This window comes from uncultured Sulfitobacter sp. (assembly GCF_947499945.1).
GTDB lineage: Bacteria > Pseudomonadota > Alphaproteobacteria > Rhodobacterales > Rhodobacteraceae > Sulfitobacter.
The window spans coordinates 1353031-1369854 of record NZ_CANMQD010000001.1 but is presented as its reverse complement, the minus strand read 5'-3'; the positions used below and the strand labels follow the sequence as shown (position 1 = coordinate 1369854).

Genomic DNA, 16824 nt, shown 5'->3' with positions numbered 1-16824 from the left:
TTTTGCAAAAAATAGACCGAACACAGTCCCGCCGAAGGCGGAACAGAATACATCCCTCGGGGCGGAGGGATGGCCGACGTACACGTCGGAACAAGTTTCCCCCCCGTTGCACCAGCCGTCCTGTGCCACAGTAGGCTCCGACGAAGGAGGTGACTATCTGTGTGTGCAGGGCGAGCGAGGCGACCGCTTTTATTTTACGGTGCCCTGTTGTGTCAGGGCAAACACGGAGAGATTACAAACCTGTATGATAATCAGGTGCAGGAAGCCGACGAGTTAGGAAAAGAAAAGCGGTCGCCTCGCGTAGAGGCGGCAACGGGGGGGAAATCGTTCAACAATTGCAAGGCATTGTTGAAATCTGCCTATCCGGCTCTTAAGACGGATAGGCAAATGGATAGCATGTTGGCCTACGTAGCCAAAGAATTTGCGGTGTAGTAGGCACATGCTTACAGCTAGAACGCGTTAGCGAAATGTAGGAAATGACTATTGGCTCAATAGGTAGCTATTGGCTGGAATATTGATGTGAAACTTACACACTTAGTTACACATTTTTACACAGGTAGATTATTTATCATTTATAATCATGATATTAATTTGAAATGAAGCCCTCTCCTAAGGGGCAGGTTATTGGTTCGAATCCAATCGGGGTCACCAAAAACACCTTTAAAATATGGCTTATTTACAGGGCTTTGTGCAGAAGCTTGCAGAAAATCCCGCGAGCTTTCGCATCGAATTCTGTTGAATTGGCGGAAATCTCGTACAAAACCTGTACAAAATTCGCACGTCTTTGCGCCTTTGGGGGTCTTCCAATGAGCTGGCGGGTTGCGAATACATGCGCAGAACGGAAGTTCGGTAGCGCAACGCGCAAGCAGATCATCATGTTTCTGGCGGACAAGGCGAGCGATGATGGCTCAGGCATCTGGTGTTCCAAGGGTACGATTCAAAGGCACACCGAGCTGGGGGAGACAACAGTCAAGCGAACCGTGCGTGAGTTCTTGAAAGAAGGAATCTTAATCGAGACGGGTGCGCGCACCTGCAAGAACGGTTTCACCGTCGTCTACCGGATCGATTTGGCCAAGGTTGAGGCGCTGGAACCCACGCTTGAGCCCGAGATTGAGACGGGGTCCACAGTGGTCCCCGTCCAGTCTGGCCCCGGTACGGGGGCCACTGTGGCCGGGGTACCGGGGCCACCACGGCCCCCAAACCATCCTAAAACCATCCATAAACCACCTACGCGCAAGCGCGAGGCGGCGGGAGATGCAAAAGCTGAGAAGATTTTGGCGGCTTATCCGCCCGACCGACTGCGCAGCAAAGCGGCCTGCCTTGCCCATATCGAAGGGGCCATGAAGGAAGGGATCGCGCCGAAGGACTTGTGGCAGGCCGTCCAAGCCTATGCGACCGACAGCGCAGGTTTCACCCGCTCCAAGGTCTGCTTTTCCGACAACTGGTTCCAGTCTCGGCGCTGGCTGGCTTATGTTGAGAAACAAGCGGTAGACCGAGAGAAGACGGCAGCATTGCAGGCGGACCACCATGCGCGGCTGGCATGCTGGATCAGTGATCGCAGCCCGATGTGCAAACACATCACGGGCACCCAAGTCACGGCGTTGCTTGCGTCGAAGATGGTTTCCGAGGCCCAAATCCAAGCCGCAGGCCTCAGAACATGACCGCAACCGATCCCATCGAAGAGCAAACAGCAAGGCGACCCATGTCATACGCTGGCGCTGCTGACACGGGACCTTGCGAGGGGCGGCAAGCCTCCCCTTCGAACCCCACCGGCGCGGGAATAGCCCGCACCAAAGAGCCGCTGACGGAGACCTTCGTCTTCCGGTGCACAGCGGCAGAGAAGGCTCAGCTGCGCGCCAAGGCCGAGGCCGCTGGCCTGCCCGCTGCGACCCTGCTGCGCGAGGCGCTTGGCTTCACCGAAGCCCGCCGCCGCAAGCCCATCCCCCGCGTTGATCCAGCACTGGTGCTGGCCGTAGGGCGCATCGGCGGCAACCTCAACCAGATCGCCCGCTGGCTGAACCGCGCGATGCTGGCGGGCCGCACCGACCTCGACGCGCTCACCGTTGCCCGCCGCTTGCTGAGCATCGAGCGCCAGCTTGCCCAAATCGTCGAGGCCGCGCGCCGATGCTGATCAAGTTCTTCCGCAACGGCAAAGGCGTGGGCGCTGGTCCGGTCGGCTACCTCGTCGCGGACAAGGTGCTCGCCTATGACGACAATCGCGACCTGATCCGCGATGCGGACGGCCAGTCTGTGACTGTCACGCGGGAGCCTTTGCCGGAGGTTCTGCGCGGCAACCCAGACCGGACCGAAGCCCTGATCGACGCCAGCCGCCACCAGTGGACCTACCGCGCAGGTGTGATCAGCTTTGCCGCCACTGACGCCCCGACCGAGGAGCAGCAGGTCGAGGTCATGGACGGCTTCGAGCGTCTGGCCTTCGCGGGGCTGGACCCGACGCAATATGAGGTGCTTTGGGTCCGACATACCCACGAAAACCGCGTTGAGCTTCACTTCTGCACGCCGCGCTTGGAGCTGACCTCGGGGCGCAGCCTTAACATCGCGCCGCCCGGCTATGAGAAGGCCTTCGACAGCTTGCGCGATGTGATGAACCAGCGCCACGGCTGGGCCGATCCGATGGAGTTGGAGCGTAGCCAAGAGGTCCGCGACATTATCGAGACCCCAACACGCGCCCAAGGCCGTGACGAGCTGCATGCGTGGCTGCAAGACCAGATCAGCGTCGGCCTGATCACTGACCGTGGCAGCATGCTCGACGCCCTTACCGATGCGGGCTTTGACATCCCCCGAGCAGGCAAAGCCTACCTAACCGCCCAAGACCCCGACACCGGTGAACGCTGGCGTTTGAAAGGAGAGATATTCCATGAAGACTGGCAAGCCGACGCGGCTGAGCGAGAAGCTGAACGCGGAATTGGACAGGATCCGGCAGGACTACGCCGCCTCGATGGCATCGCAACTGGAGAGCTTCAGGACCGATTTGAACAGCATTGCGACCAACGCGCAGCGTACAATCGAGATCGATACCCGCGCCTTTCTGCAACAGAACAAGAGCTGGCTGACGATCTCGCCCTGGCTGATCACGGGGATGTTCTTGGCGGGGATCGTCTCGATGATGGTCGCGAGCTTGCTTTGGACGCTGATGCTGGCCAGCTCGGAATTGACGGACTTGGGCCTAACGCGGATCGACAGGGAGGACGGGACGTGGCTGGTGCTGGACCCCACCAAGACCCGCCTGAGGACCTGCACGCTGGGCGGCAGATCAGTGACCTGCATCAAGATCGAGGAGAACTAGATGACGACACCCCTGACAGCCTTGGAACGCGACTTGCTCGCCTGCGTCGAGCGGTTGGTGACGGCCTGCGAGGTCTCAGCAAAGGAATTGAGCGGGTTAGAAGCACGCTCGACGAAGAGGATGCAGAGCCAGATGGATGGATTGGCCGCCTGCGTGTCGGTGCTCACTCAATCGCAAACGGCGTCCGTGGCTGCGTTGCACGGCTTGTTGAACGAGGGCTCGAACTACGGGAAGCTGCGCACGCAACTCGAGACCAGCTTGAAATTAGTGAAGGCCGCCGAAGCAAGGTTGAGACAGAGCTAGAAGAGCGGGAAGCCGAGATGGACCGAGGGATGACGCATTAGTATCAGTCGATGTCGGCCCTATGGACAATGCCAACTGTATTTGAAGGCACCTTCCATCAGATTGTTCTTTATTTGTTCCCAGTCGGGTCCTAAAATGATTCATGGAGCTATACAGGATATTAAAATGAAGATTAGGGTTAGTCAGTTCATCGATTTTGCGTACGGAGACAAGCGCAAAGATAAGGCCAAAGTCAAAGGTATTATTGGGGACATCGATTTACCGTATGACCCTGCCAAGGATCGCTACAAGCAGTTTCGAGAAGCAATGACTTCTTTTGAGGATCAAAAACTTTCTACCAAGCAATTTCTGACCCTGCATTCTAGCGTTTCCCCTAACAAATCAGCTGGATACAAGGTTCTGTGCGAAAACTATCTGGACTTGAAAGAGGATCACGCGCTCATTTGGCAGGGGCGTAGCCCTGTTGAAGCGATTATTTCTGGCCTGCATATCACAACAGCTTGGTATTTACGCACAGAGGCAAACAATCAGAGAAGAATTATTTTCCTACATTTCGGAAAGGAGCAACTACCCAGAAAGAAGGAGAGGGGGTTGCTAACTATACTGAGATTGGCACAACCAGATTCAGCGGGAGTCGGCATTCTCAATATCCAGCCAGGGACAATGATAACTTCTACGCGACTCGATCAAAATGAAGCCGGGTACCTACAAGAACGTGCTACAAAATTCTTAGCTCTTGCTCAGAAACTCGAGGAGGAGGATTAGAGATTTCGGGAGCCACTATGATGTCAAACTCATCGCATAGACCGCTTGTTGGCTCTTTCCCAAATCCCGAAGTAGTATCTGCGCATGTGCTTTTTAAGCCACAAACGTTCCAGTGGCGAAAGCGCAGGGTTTTGTCGCTATAAGCGACCATTCCCACTAAGCGGCAATTAGAGGTTCAATGTCAGACACGTCGATTTCCTTTGCCGCCAATGCCATGTCATAGTTCGTTTGTAGGTTCACCCAATAGGCCGCGGTGGTGTTGAACACACGAGCGAGCCGCAGCGCCGTATCTGGCGTGATACCAGTCGTACCCTTGATCAACCGCTCGATCCGCGTACGAGGCACGCCCAAGCGCCGCGCAAACGCAATAGCCCCTATCTCTAGGGGATCGAGGTAAAGCTCTTTCAGGACTTCACCGGGGTGCACTGGATCTTCAAGCAAGCTCATCAGCGTATCCTCTCAATGATAATCGACAATTTCGACATCGGCAGGCCCGTTCGGCGTCCAGACAAAGCAGATGCGCCATTTCGCGTTGATCCGCACAGAATGTTGCCCAGCCCGATCGCCTTTCAGTTCTTCTAAATGATTGCCAGGTGGAAAGCGTAAGTCCTCCACAACAACCGCGGCGTCCAGCGCCGTAAGCATTGCCCGCGTGCGCTTCACCAAGTCACCGGGGAAGCCCTTGCCGTACTTGCCCTTCACGGCACTGGCTGCAAGTTTACCTCTGGTGCTCTTTATCATGGGATTATGTATCGCAATATGATACGTGTGTCAACAAGTGATACATCACATGGACATATTAGATAATCTTTTTTTGCTTTAAGACGATAAGTGATAAATTAGTGTTTAATACCATATGGATGGAAAGTTATAGAGCCTAGTGCAGGGCAATAAGCAACCATCATGCTGATACTAAACCTGTTCAGTTCGGCAAGTAATGTTGTTGAATTTAGGAAGAGCTGATGGCAGCTGGTAACGCTATGGCGCTCCCAGCTTTAGTTTTATGGCACTATGCAGATAGCAACTTTCCACGGGTATATTCGCGTGATGCTTTAGACTCGTGCTTGATCATCTGCTCAAATTTTTCACGCTCTTTATCGAGATCACGCGCCACTTGGTCGTTTTTTTGCTCATCTTGACGGTCCGACTGGTCTTCATGGTCCATGTTGTGTTGCTCCCTTTGGTAGATGCAGTCTGAATCACTTTGTCTATTGGATCAATCCCTGTCCTAAGGATAGGGTAAATTTGAGCATCTTCTTGCATTTTGACCTACAGAGGAAATTTAAATGAGTGATCGCGTTGAACTGGTGTTTGGACTGGTTGGTCCAATCGGGTGCCCAATCCATCAAGCCCGCGATATTCTCGCCTCAACCCTCAAGAAGATGGACTATGTCCCAGTATCCATCTCATTAAGCGCCGAGATGGACAGATTGTTGACTGCCAAGGGGTGCGAAGTTGACCGTACATCAGAGTCCATCTTGGAAGAAAAAATACTTAAGGGTAATGCAGTACGTAAGGCGTTCGCAAAAGATGGGGTTCTGGCTGCAGAAGCGATCCGTCAAGTCGTCGAGTTTCGCCTTCAAGTTGCAACTGATAACGGTGTTACCGATCCAGATGAGCTTAATGAGCAGGCAAAGATTCCCCTTGATGAACATGCATTCATTATCGACCAGCTCAAACGCCCCGAAGAGGTAGATTTGCTCGTTAAAGCCTTCGGAAAACGGTTCATCCAAGTTTCGGTTGTGACGCCCCTAGAAAAGCGAAAGCAATCCCTTGTGGCACGCTTACGGAATGAGCAGCATGGCTGGGACAACAGCCGCTGTGAAGTCCATGCAAATAAATTGATCTCGACCGATCAAAATGAACGGCAAGATAATCACGGACAACGGATTTCAAAAATATTTCACCTTGGAGATGTCTTTTTCGATGGAACATCCGAAGAAACCCTCGAAAAATCCAGCCAGCGGTTTGTAAAAGCATTTTTTGGACGAAATAACATAGCTCCAACAAGAGATGAATTTGGTAGTTACATGGCCCAGGCTGCGGCTCTGAGATCGGTGGATTTATCAAGGCAGGTTGGTGCAGCCATCGCAACACCCGAAGGGGACCTGATATCAGTAGGGTGCAATGAAGTTCCAAAGTTTGGTGGCGGAAATTATTGGGATGAGGATGAGGAGAAGAACCGTGATATTGATCTTGGCGGTGAGGCTAACAAAAATGAAATAAACCGGATAATATTTGACTTTTTGGGTGTACTCGAAAAGCAAGGACTAATTGCAGACGGAAAGAAAATCGAAGATATCTTGGCCGATGATCAACATCGCAAGGCTATAAAGAGCTCCCTAGTGGGAGGGGTCACTGAGTACGGCCGAATGGTACATGCTGAGATGAATGCACTATGTGATGCGACACGTCTCGGTCGATCGGTAAAAGGCTCAACCATATTTGTCACAACTTACCCTTGCCACAACTGTGCCAAGCACTTGATCGCCGCAGGCATTGAGCGCATCGTCTTCGTAGAGCCTTATCCCAAAAGTAAAACAGAGAGCCTATTTCAAGACATGCTTGGCCCAGATGTTTCTGGTAACTCTAAGGTAAGCATCGAGCATTTCTACGGCATTTCTCCACGCCGATATCGCGATATCTTTGAGAAAGGATCACGTCAAACGAGCGAAGGCGACGTTGTTGACTGGCATAAAGGTCAAAAATCACCTCGGCTCGGAAACGTGGAAGTAGGGGCGCAAAGCAGGCTCAACCATGCGATTTATGAAAATCTGTACGCCCCTCTGTCTAAAGATACTAAGGCGAAACCTCAGAAGCCGTAGAGTAATTTGGCAGTGAAAAGGTTGCCCCCCTAAATTCTATAGAATTGGCGCTTTCACCTCTGCGTGCTCGACTTTACTGTCACATTAACTTTGCGCGTCATTTTGACGCTTAGGAGCTTCCTACGCGAATTTGGATCACGACGTTCATCAAGTGAGTTCCAAGCCGACGCTTTGATTTCACGGCCTTTATATGAACTTGGGTCATTTTTTACGTGTTTCATTGACTATCCTTCGTCCTTAAGAACGCCACGGATTCTTGTTAGTGTCATAGTCTGTTTACAATGAGCCGTTTTACGGCGGGTGTTCCCATTCTTAGTAGTGGAAAATACTGTAGAACCATCGCCGTTCACCACGAAGGACTTAACGGCTCCGTTTTCGGTTCGACTCCACTTTTTGAGGCCCGCGCCCGCTTCAAATTCCCAGTCAAAACAATGTTCAACTTTTGCCAGATCGTTTGCGACGGCTAGGGCTGAGCCAAACCTTTCGTTTGGATTTGGTTTTAAGCAGCGAATTACAACGCTCTTCAGTCTATTTGGAATATGTTCCGGAAACATTGATCGATCTGGATAAGTTCCATTTTCGAGCGCGGCAATAAAAGCTGCCCGGTCACCGCCAAATGCGTCAAATTGATTACGAACAGTATCTTCACCGCAGCACATTCTGTAAAGCATCAGCCCAAATTGGTAGACATCGTGCTGTAGATTAAATGGCGGCCCCGCCACTCTTTCCGGGGGAGCGATCGGCATATAAAATTGATCCTGCCAGGCTTCCCCAGAATACATCTGCTTTGCTAGCCCAAAATCTGAAAGGAGCGCTTCTCCACGTTCCGAAAGCAGGACGTTGTCCGGCTTGATATCAAAATGAATCAACCCTTTAGAGTGTATGTTATGAAGGCCGGAGAGGAGTTGGCAAGATATCCTTACAATTTCCCGGACTGTTAGATTGCGGGCCGTCATTAACGCCTTTAGCGAACCATTTTCATACAGCGGGAGTGCAATGTAGACGTAGTCATCATCTTCACAGGAGTAGAGCACTGGCACAACATTTTGGTGAGCGGTAGCGTAGAGAGCTTTAGCTTCAGAAAAGTACTCATCTGCTGAATCCAGTTTGGCTTTTTCTACTTTTTTCATGACGATTTCCGCGCCTAGCTGAACATCCTCAACAACATGCGCAGTTGAATTCTTCCCTTCCTGTCCAATCTCGCGAATCTCATGCCACTCAACTTCAGCTCTTTTGTGTGGTTTAAGCATTGTTGTCAGCTCCTAGCGCGCAAAGAACAGCTTCTCTTTCCTCCTTAGACATATCTGCCCAACCGTCGACATTATATGCAACGTCGCCATCGATCATTGGTTTCAAATCAGTTCTGGTTCGACCGAGGCGAGAAGCAATCGAAGCGATATGTCCGACGTAGTAACCCTTCAAGGGGCTGCTTGCGAACGCTTCAATGATCACACCTTCAATCTGAATCCTGTTGATGTTCATACGTTGCGAGTTCGGCTCTGTGGCGCGAATACCAGCTCGCTGGATGCCGTATTCGCGAATAATGTCCAAAAAGTTGCTGCGAACATATTTAAGTGCGTCAGGTGTGTCGAAGGCCATAGGTATTACTACCTGATCAAGATTGACTACAGAGGCGTCTTCCGTGTCCACGACTGCGTAAACAACGTCAGTTGGCCGCGCTCTGATACCTATGGTTATCATAATTCATCCTTAATGAATAGAACATTTAGTGAACTTAGGCTGCATTCGGCTTATCTGCAAGTAGCCAGGCTTTGACAGACGCCTAGGAGAAAAACTTAAGATGTGTTGTTCGTATCGTAATTGCATTGCTTTGGCATCTAGCCATTAACCAATAAAGTCAGTCAGTGTTTAAAGCAATTCGCTCGGTGCCAAGTCACAAACTCCGTTCTTGGTCGATTGGCTGGGCGTTCGGGTGCTAATAGCTTCCCGGAAGAGTTGATCATCGCTGTCACGGCTTCCAGATCGTTGCTTTGCCTCGACACCAAAATGGAAAAATCTTCGGCCAGCCCCACTAGACCACGATCAAACATCCAATGTGCGGTTCCAGAGAGAGCTAGCCCATTGCTCACGATATCAGGGCCGTTACGTTCCACGGGCCTGATATGTGCGGCCTCAACCTCGGCACGCCCGCCGCCATTAATCAGGCGTAGCCCCGTAATCGCGCAACGTTCGCCATAAGCGCGTAAAACATTCTTTCTGAAGTTGCGGTCGCGCACGGCACGGTTGGTCAACTGGTTGACTCGATCCCGTGCCGCGAGATGCTGAAAGGGTACTTGCGGATCTTGGAAGCCGGGCATCTGGGTTATCTGGTCAACGCGAGGCAGAAAATCATCGTCTTGCTGAAGTCCACGCTCCACGATCCGGGCGAAATCCTCCGCCGAAAGTGGCCGTACTGCAGCCTGAGCACGGCCGGAAATGTTTCCAAGATCGTTCAAGACGCCTTGCTCGACGATGCCGTCAGTATCGCGGAATGGAACCGGATCGCCAAAGTCGAGATAGGTCCCGGGTTCGATGACAGCCAAATACATATCAGCGCTGCGGGGGTCTGCGATGATCTCTTGAACCTTGGCGACTGCGAAGTAGCCTTTGGTGTTTTTCACCTTGGTGGGTTCAAGGTAGACGATCCAGTCGCCTTCACACTGCTGCACACGCGTCAGGTATTTTTTTGGGAACTGGTATCGTTCCGATGGGACGTCATCGTAGACTGAGTCTGTCCGGTGAATGAATACTCCAAACGTCACGCGAATTGGCCTTCCCGGCAGACAAGTTTTAGCCAAGTCTTAATCGTATTGGATAGTTCCCCGCATGCCCGAAGAGCTGTAAAACAGCACATTGTGCTTTGGTCACTCAGCAATCAAACGCTCCAATCTCTTGCTAGCGAAATGCAAGGTAAGAACTGAGCCTGTTAGCACTGGAACAAGAGCGCCCGCCACGGCAACACAGATGATTAGGCATGCTGTGAACCAACTGAAATCGGTGCCGTAGTCGAAGAATTTGAAATGAAGAAAGCCCGCAAGATACAAGGCACAGACGCCCGAATATATGTTGTATAGCGGCGACAGCGGATCGATTGCGGTTCGTTGCGCACGCTCCAAAGCCGCCCGACGGATACGCTTCCAGTTTTCGCTCGGTTTCTTCATTTCTCTACTCCCTAACAAGCTCGATCCATGTGTGAACGTCGTCATCCGTTACTTCACGACCTTTGACGTGTGACTCGTACCAGCGCGCGACGATTGCCCCGCGTTTTTCGCTTTTAATCTTGATACCCTGTGCGTTGAGGTGCTGATCCAGCGAGCTTTCAATCTCTTTGAGTGCATTGAAGTCGTGTCCGGCTCTGATGGCGTTTGTACCTAGCAATAGCCAAGGCACATCGACTTCAAACCGTTCGCCCATTGCTATCAGGGCTTCCACTGGAATGCCGCGCTGGCCTTTCTCGTAGCTATGGTACGCGCGTGGGGAGACGCCGATAGCCTCCGCCATTGCTGCCTGCGAAATGCCAACTTCACTGCGTGCAATGGTCAGACGCGCACCCATAGCAGCAAACAAATCAGCATGTTTTTGCGCCATCTTCGATTTCCAATTGACGACTTCGTCTTTTTTCGCGAATATCGCAAAAAATGACGAACTATTACGGTTATTCCCATCTGAACACGTCAGATGGTGCTGAACAAGCGATTCCATGCGGCACACCCATTCACCCCTAGCGGACAAGGACGAATGAAATGGCAGAAATTGAAAAATCAGACAGCTCGCAAATCCTGGGACTTGGCAAGACCCCAGCTCAATGGGTTGAGATCATGGCCGAGCGAGAGATTGAGATTTCTGAGCGCACATTGCGAGAGCGGGCGAATGACACGGGCGCTTTTTACCGGCTGGGGAGAACCATGCTGATCACACCTGCGCAGATCGATACCATATTTGAGAGAGGCCCGTCATGCCGACCAAAATCTATAAGCGGGGCCGATTCTACTATGTCTACGGGACGATCGAATACAACGGCAGACCGTTCTCACGTAAATACCGCGACAGCACTGGGTCGACTACAGAAGCAGGCGCACGGGATTGGCTAGCGCGTGAAACGGAATATCAAATTCGTCAGTACTTGCTCGGAGATGAGCCAAGCAAGACGTTTTCTGATGCCATCATGCTGTACAACGCCTCTCCAAAAGCGGCCAAGCAATTGATCGAAATTGTGAAGGAGATTGGCGACACGCCATTAAGAGTAGTATCTGGTGCGCTGCTGAAAGGGTTGGGGCCAAAGTTGAAGCCGAAGGCGTCTACCGATACGTGGTGGCGTGAAATCGTGACGCCAGCCAGTGCGGTGATCAACAACGCGCATGAGTTGGAAGGTACGCCGCTGATCCGGGTGAAACCCTATGACAAGTTCGAACGGATCGCCCAAGACAGACGGCGTGGGAAAATCAGCAGGGTGGAGCGCACACCGGCGGACAAGGAATGGATCGAGGCGTTTTGCGGTGCCGCTGATCCATACAATGCAGCGTTGGTACGGTTCATGTTCGAGACGGCGGCGCGGATCGATCAGGCTGTCTCATTGGAGCCAAACGATCTGCGGCCCGCAGAGAACAAGGTCAGGGTGAAAGCACAGAAGGGGCATCCAGAGAGTTGGATCACCGTTTCGCCTGAAATGATGGACGAGATGCTGGCATTGCCAGCGAAGAGACCCAAGAACCGCAAGACCGGCAAATTCATGAAACCGCGTGTGTTCGGCTATGGAAGTTCTACCGGATACAACACGCGCTGGAAGACGATCTGCAAGAGTGCGGGCATCCAGTACCTTTCAGCGCATCCCGCAGGGCGGCATGGGTTCTTCACCGAATTGGTGGTCCGGCAAGGGGTCGATCCGGTCACAGCGGCTAAAGCTGGCCGGTGGTCCGACCCCAATTTGCCTATGCGTATTTATGCCCACGCAGAGACGGATGAGGCCGATGTCAGGGCCCGTTTTCGTACAAACCATGTACAGGAAGACCCTGTACAAAAACCCAAGCAGCAGAAATCAAAGAAGGAATAACGCTATGAACGGTTCCCTCCTAAGGGGCAGGTTATTGGTTCGAATCCAATCGGGGTCACCACAGCATTGGGGTGGAGGAACGGCTCCGGTTATTGAGCAAGTGACGTTCTGAAATCGCCGCGCAGGGCGACTTGTAGGAGTTCGATATTTTCTGAGGCGTTCTTGTAGTGCACTTTCATATGGGGCGGGATGACAAATCCGTCGCCAGCTTCCAGCGCTCGGTCTTCTTGACCTTCCGCGTGGAGTGTCATTGTGCCTTCCATCACAAAGGCAAAGTAGATGTCTGCATCATGCGAAAAGGCTGTTGTTTCGCCATGGCCGCGGCGCAATGTCTGAATGCCTGCCACGCCTTTGGTGCCAACTGTGATGCCGGTATCGCGCGTGGTGAAACCAGGAATTTTGGCGGGTTGCCATGTGGCGTCTTTTTTGACGTGGTGCACAAAGGTTTGGCCACCCCATTCACGACGCGGATTGCCGATGCCATTGGGCAGGGTAAAATCATGGTCAATTGTCGTCACGTGTTCGGCTGGCACGCCAATCTCGATCACCTCGATATTCGGGGAGGCTTCGACCACGCGGTGACGGATGCCGGGGGGTTGGGTCACGCAATCGCCCGCATGCAGGCGGATCACATCGCCTTGGTCCTCGTATAGAACGTCAACCCAGCCGCGGTAGCAAAAAATCAGCTGAAAGCCGACGGTGTGGTAATGGACCATATCGGGCACAGGGCCACCGTCAGGAATGCGAATGTGGCTGGCGATGATAGATCCGCCAAGGCGGGAGGGGATCAGATCGCGGTAATGCATGCCAGCGCGGCCAATGACCCAAGGAGCCTCATCCGCGAGGCGACGCACGGCGAATTCGTGCTGTGTCTCGATCACATCAACCTGCGGCGTCAGCGGTACGATGGATACTCGAGTCCCATTGGGCGCCGTCAGCTCACGTGCACCATCGGCAAATCCGTCCAGATCATCAGTCAGGATGCGTAAATGACCCGCAGGCACGTCAGCGCCTTTCTCAATCCGCAGGCGCAGGCCATGGCCGGAAAAGCTGGCGACAGAAGGATCATCAGCGGGAAAGATGTTCTCGAGCCGCATGCCGAGCGTCTTGGTATAGAATGGCAAATCATCGCGCAGTTCCTCAGTGGGGAGTACGAATTCGGCGAGGATGGGTGCGTCGGTCATCGGTCAATCCTGTCGTAATGATGTTACAGAGCCTGCCTGTTTTCAGCAGCGGCCTCAATCACCAAAGGCACTTTAATCAAATGCCATATTTTTGCCATCATCGGGTTTGACGCTTGGTCCAGCAAAAGCGAGGCGTACCATGAAACATACTGCCATTGATCTTGCGAGCAGCATTGCAGCGGTTGGCTTCGCCACGTTGACCGATGCCGAGCGGAATGAACTCACTGCCGAAATCGTCGCACTTAACGGGCATCGCTGTGGCCGTGTGCTGGCCGTTTTGCCGACACGCAGGCCGGATGTCTGGCGCGTGTCATCTATGCAAGACGGAGCGATGGATGCGCTCGCCCTTTTCGAGATGGACGTGCGCACCGGTGTTGTGATCAAACCCTAGAGGCTTGCGTCAAGCGCCTTGAGGATCGCGTCGCCCATTTCAGTGGTGGAGATCGGCGTGCCGCCTTCCTCACCCATGAGGTCCGCTGTGCGCGCGCCATCGGCCAGCACTTTCTCGACAGCAGTCTCCAGACGTGTGGCTTCATCCCCTTGGTCAAAGGAATAGCGCAGCGCCATAGCAAAGCTGAGGATACAAGCGATCGGGTTCGCGAGGCCTTTGCCTGTGATGTCAGGGGCAGAACCGTGTACGGGCTCATAAAGCGCTTTAGGGCGACCGTCAGCGTTTGGCGCGCCGAGGGAGGCGGAGGGCAGCATGCCCAGCGAGCCAGTAAGCATCGCGGCGCAATCCGAAAGAATGTCACCAAACAGGTTGTCGGTCAGGATCACGTCAAACTGCTTGGGCGCACGCACCAGCTGCATTGCGCCGTTGTCTGCGTACATGTGGCTGAGTTCGACATCAGGATAGTCTTCGTCATGCACTTTTTGCACGACTTCACGCCAAAGGATGCCGCTCTCCATCACGTTGGCTTTTTCCATAGAGCAGACTTTGTTACCACGACGGCGTGCCAGCTCGAATGCGGAGCGGGCGACGCGGTCGATTTCACTCTCGGTGTAGCGCTGTGTGTTGATGCCCACCCGCTCGTTGCCTTCTTCAAAGATGCCGCGCGGCTCACCGAAATAGACGCCAGAGGTTAACTCGCGCACGATCATGATATCAAGACCAGCGACCAGTTCACGCTTGAGCGAGGAGAAATCGGCCAGCGCGTCAAAGCACTGCGCGGGGCGCAGGTTGGAGAACAGGTCCATTTCTTTGCGCAGGCGCAGCAGGCCGCGCTCGGGCTTTACCGAGAAATCCAGATCATCGTATTTCGGACCGCCAACAGCGCCCAGCAACACCGCGTCAACTTCGAGGGCGCGGGCCATCGTGTCGTCGTGCAGAGGTGTTCCGTGTTTATCATAGGCGGCGCCGCCGACCAGATCATGTTCGACATCAAATGCTAGATCACGCTTTGCGCCAAACCAGTCGATGATACGGGTGACTTGGCCCATGACCTCGGGGCCGATGCCGTCACCGGCGAGGATCAAAAGGGTGGGGTTTGCCATGGCGTAATGCTCCTGAAATTGATTGCCTGTGGCGTAGCGTGCAGGAGAAGGGGCGTCAAGGATTGGCGCGGGTGATATCCACCCAAAGCAGGCTGTGGCGGCTTGCAATTGGGGACGTTACCATGCCGTTGTCGACCACCCGCCAATCCACAGACGGTAACAGGTAGTCAACTCGCAAATCTCCCGGCAACGGATCTTTGAAGTCGGCTGTCGGGCTGTCGTCAAAAGGGTTCTGTAGGTCGGGGGAGGCCAGCAATTCCTTAATCGCGCGTCGCCTTCCTCTGCCGCGCGCAGGGTCGGTATTTGCGGTTCCGGCAATGATGAAGGGATTCATATTTGTGTCGCGGGTGAGGTAGTTCAGCCAGAATGCAACCTCGTCGTGATTGCGGCGGCCATTGCGGTCTTCTTCGCCGTCATAGATGGGCGGCGTTGCGTGGAATGTCATAAGGCGCAGAGTGCCGTGTTCAGGTGTCTTGATCGGAACAACCCAATGGCCCCGAGACGAAAGGCGGTGCGCAGCAAACACGTCCTCGCCGCCAAAGGGCGCGCCATTGACCATTGGATATGTATGATCCTCCAGATTGCGCCAAAGCATTGAGGTAAAGTCCTCTGCCGCATCGCGATCTATTGGAAAACGTGACAGAACTGCCATGCCGCCCATTCCGTTGAACCGCCCGAACCCGTGGGCATCATCCGCGTCACCGAGACGGCCATTCCCGTTCAGGTCAAGGCCCGTGCTTTGCCCTGCATTGGGCGCAGCGGTGAAATAGTGAGGATAGGTGAGACCCGCGGTAGAGAGCGTTTCTACAAGAGCCTTCAGGGTCGTTTGGCGCAGGTCATAGTCAATGCCTTGTAGGGCGATGATGTCGGGACGCACCTCGGACAGAAGGACGACAAAGGCCTGAACTTGTTCATCCTCTCCGCGCTGTATATCTCGCAGTAAAAGACCGGGCCCTTTTCGAGTCAATTCAGCGTTGAAAGTAGCAATGCGGATGGGTTCCGCCTGTACGATAGTGCCGACGAGCGCCACCACAATCATGCACAGTGCTTGGGTCAGGCTAGTTGCAAACCTTCGGCTGCCTGCTCTGCATAGGCACGCTTGCGCTTTTCCTCGATCATGTCGGCAATCTTGCCCATAGCGATGCCGCGCATGATGATACTGGCGGGTAGGAAGGCCCATGCTGCAATTGTCCAGATAAGGGTTTGCGGGTTCTGCAATGTGATAGGGTCTATCAGATCAGAGGCTAGCTTGACCATTGCTGGAACGGCAAAGGGTAACAGAAATCCGAGTGCAATGTTGACCCGCGCGTCGCGCTGCAAACGTTCCAGCACATCGCCACCAGCGGTGGGGTCAAACAGGGGCAAATTGACCCATACATTAAATGCGCCCGAGCGTGCAGGCCAGTTCAGGATCCGCACAAGTATAAGAAATGCCGTCATCGCGATAAGGGAAATCATGTAGGATAAGCCAGCTGCCGTACGCACAAAATTCACGGTTTCGTACGAGGCATCTTGTGGCAGCATGAGGACAACCATGCGAACAGGAGAATAAGGGAAGTCCATCGCATTGCCGACAATTGTGCCAATTGAGGTCAAGGCATTCGTAAACAAAGTAGGGTCCGCCATGCCCTTCAGGATCGCACTGAGCAAAAAGACCATCAGAAAAAGGGATGTAAACCGCAAACGGTTAAAGGGGGCTGCATCGCGGAATTCAACAATGCTCGGGAAGACAGAGTTGTATTCGACGAACGTCAAAACCGCAGCCAACAGAGCCACAAGCAAAACAATTTGTGTGGAATCACTGGCCAGACCCGGCAGCACAAGCGCTGGCGTCATGATCATGGTCGCAACCAAAAGTCCACGCGCCGCAGCGCTGGTCATACGTACTATCAACGTTCT

At 53.4% G+C, this 16824-nt stretch carries 19 protein-coding genes; 7 read left to right on the top strand and 12 right to left on the bottom strand.

Annotated features, from left to right (window positions below):
* Positions 1–806 precede the first annotated feature (806 nt).
* The 4 genes from Q0775_RS06890 to Q0775_RS06875 all read left to right on the top strand — a co-directional run bounded on the left by Q0775_RS06890 (position 807) and on the right by Q0775_RS06875 (position 4372).
* Entirely contained in the window at positions 807–1661 is an 855-nt protein-coding gene (locus Q0775_RS06890) for a hypothetical protein (RefSeq protein ID WP_298858644.1), read from the top strand.
* Positions 1658–2131 carry a plasmid mobilization relaxosome protein MobC gene (mobC, locus tag Q0775_RS06885; protein ID WP_298858643.1) on the top strand — a complete coding sequence of 158 codons (474 nt, stop codon included), beginning with the start codon at positions 1658–1660 and terminating at the stop codon, positions 2129–2131. The genes Q0775_RS06890 and mobC overlap by 4 nt, the downstream gene beginning before the upstream one ends.
* The gene (locus Q0775_RS06880) at positions 2125–3648 is read left to right on the top strand and encodes a relaxase/mobilization nuclease domain-containing protein (protein WP_298858642.1); all 1524 of its coding nucleotides are present in this window, start codon (positions 2125–2127) and stop codon (positions 3646–3648) included. Before mobC ends, Q0775_RS06880 begins: the two co-directional genes overlap by 7 nt.
* Before the next feature lie 124 nt (positions 3649–3772).
* Complete coding sequence (locus Q0775_RS06875; protein ID WP_298858641.1) at positions 3773–4372, top strand: hypothetical protein; 600 nt, start codon at positions 3773–3775, stop codon at positions 4370–4372.
* Between the two features lie 156 nt (positions 4373–4528).
* Here the strand turns inward: Q0775_RS06875 and Q0775_RS06870 are convergent, their stop codons facing one another.
* The 3 genes from Q0775_RS06870 to Q0775_RS06860 form a co-directional block, all read right to left on the bottom strand.
* Positions 4529–4819, bottom strand: a complete 291-nt coding sequence (locus tag Q0775_RS06870) for a HigA family addiction module antitoxin (RefSeq protein WP_298858640.1) — start codon at positions 4817–4819, stop codon at positions 4529–4531.
* 12 nt (positions 4820–4831) lie between these two features.
* Positions 4832–5113, bottom strand: a complete 282-nt coding sequence (locus tag Q0775_RS06865) for a type II toxin-antitoxin system RelE/ParE family toxin (RefSeq protein WP_298858639.1) — start codon at positions 5111–5113, stop codon at positions 4832–4834.
* A gap of 268 nt (positions 5114–5381) precedes the next feature.
* On the bottom strand, positions 5382–5537 hold the full coding sequence (locus Q0775_RS06860; protein ID WP_298858638.1) for a hypothetical protein: 156 nt from the start codon (positions 5535–5537) through the stop codon (positions 5382–5384).
* Between the two features lie 121 nt (positions 5538–5658).
* Here Q0775_RS06860 and Q0775_RS06855 point away from each other — a divergent pair, with 121 nt between their 5' ends.
* Positions 5659–7197, top strand: a complete 1539-nt coding sequence (locus tag Q0775_RS06855; RefSeq protein WP_298858637.1) for an anti-phage dCTP deaminase — start codon at positions 5659–5661, stop codon at positions 7195–7197.
* A gap of 224 nt (positions 7198–7421) precedes the next feature.
* On the opposite strand, the gene Q0775_RS06850 is transcribed toward Q0775_RS06855, so the two are convergent.
* The 5 genes from Q0775_RS06850 to Q0775_RS06830 form a co-directional block, all read right to left on the bottom strand.
* Positions 7422–8447 carry a serine/threonine-protein kinase gene (locus tag Q0775_RS06850; RefSeq protein ID WP_298858636.1) on the bottom strand — a complete coding sequence of 342 codons (1026 nt, stop codon included), beginning with the start codon at positions 8445–8447 and terminating at the stop codon, positions 7422–7424.
* Positions 8440–8898 (bottom strand): hypothetical protein, encoded by a 459-nt coding sequence (locus Q0775_RS06845; RefSeq protein WP_298858635.1) that lies wholly within the window; start codon positions 8896–8898, stop codon positions 8440–8442. Before Q0775_RS06845 ends, Q0775_RS06850 begins: the two co-directional genes overlap by 8 nt.
* A 161-nt stretch (positions 8899–9059) precedes the next feature.
* A complete protein-coding gene (locus tag Q0775_RS06840; RefSeq protein ID WP_298858634.1) occupies positions 9060–9959 on the bottom strand; it encodes an HNH endonuclease in 900 nt (299 codons plus the stop codon).
* Positions 9960–10061: 102 nt separating this feature from the next.
* On the bottom strand, positions 10062–10358 hold the full coding sequence (locus Q0775_RS06835; protein ID WP_298858633.1) for a hypothetical protein: 297 nt from the start codon (positions 10356–10358) through the stop codon (positions 10062–10064).
* A gap of 4 nt (positions 10359–10362) precedes the next feature.
* Positions 10363–10899, bottom strand: coding sequence for a helix-turn-helix transcriptional regulator (locus tag Q0775_RS06830; protein WP_298858632.1), 537 nt, complete (start codon positions 10897–10899; stop codon positions 10363–10365).
* Positions 10900–11152: 253 nt separating this feature from the next.
* On the opposite strand from Q0775_RS06830, the gene Q0775_RS06825 reads away from it, so the two are divergent.
* Positions 11153–12247: a tyrosine-type recombinase/integrase gene (locus Q0775_RS06825; RefSeq protein WP_298858631.1), complete on the top strand. Its 1095-nt coding sequence runs from the start codon at positions 11153–11155 to the stop codon at positions 12245–12247.
* A gap of 89 nt (positions 12248–12336) precedes the next feature.
* Here the strand turns inward: Q0775_RS06825 and Q0775_RS06820 are convergent, their stop codons facing one another.
* Positions 12337–13431, bottom strand: coding sequence for a cupin domain-containing protein (locus Q0775_RS06820; protein ID WP_298858630.1), 1095 nt, complete (start codon positions 13429–13431; stop codon positions 12337–12339).
* Between the two features lie 139 nt (positions 13432–13570).
* Between Q0775_RS06820 and Q0775_RS06815 the strand changes: the two genes are divergently transcribed.
* Positions 13571–13822, top strand: a complete 252-nt coding sequence (locus Q0775_RS06815; RefSeq protein ID WP_298858629.1) for a hypothetical protein — start codon at positions 13571–13573, stop codon at positions 13820–13822.
* On the opposite strand, the gene leuB is transcribed toward Q0775_RS06815, so the two are convergent.
* The 3 genes from leuB to Q0775_RS06800 are packed head-to-tail and all read right to left on the bottom strand — an operon-like array spanning position 13819 to position 16818.
* A complete protein-coding gene (gene leuB, locus Q0775_RS06810; RefSeq protein WP_298858628.1) occupies positions 13819–14925 on the bottom strand; it encodes a 3-isopropylmalate dehydrogenase in 1107 nt (368 codons plus the stop codon). The two genes, Q0775_RS06815 and leuB, sit on opposite strands and share 4 nt — an antisense overlap.
* A gap of 55 nt (positions 14926–14980) precedes the next feature.
* Positions 14981–15964 (bottom strand): endonuclease/exonuclease/phosphatase family protein, encoded by a 984-nt coding sequence (locus Q0775_RS06805; RefSeq protein ID WP_298858627.1) that lies wholly within the window; start codon positions 15962–15964, stop codon positions 14981–14983.
* Positions 15965–15978: 14 nt separating this feature from the next.
* Positions 15979–16818, bottom strand: a complete 840-nt coding sequence (locus tag Q0775_RS06800) for a hypothetical protein (RefSeq protein WP_298858626.1) — start codon at positions 16816–16818, stop codon at positions 15979–15981.
* Positions 16819–16824: the final 6 nt, after the last annotated feature.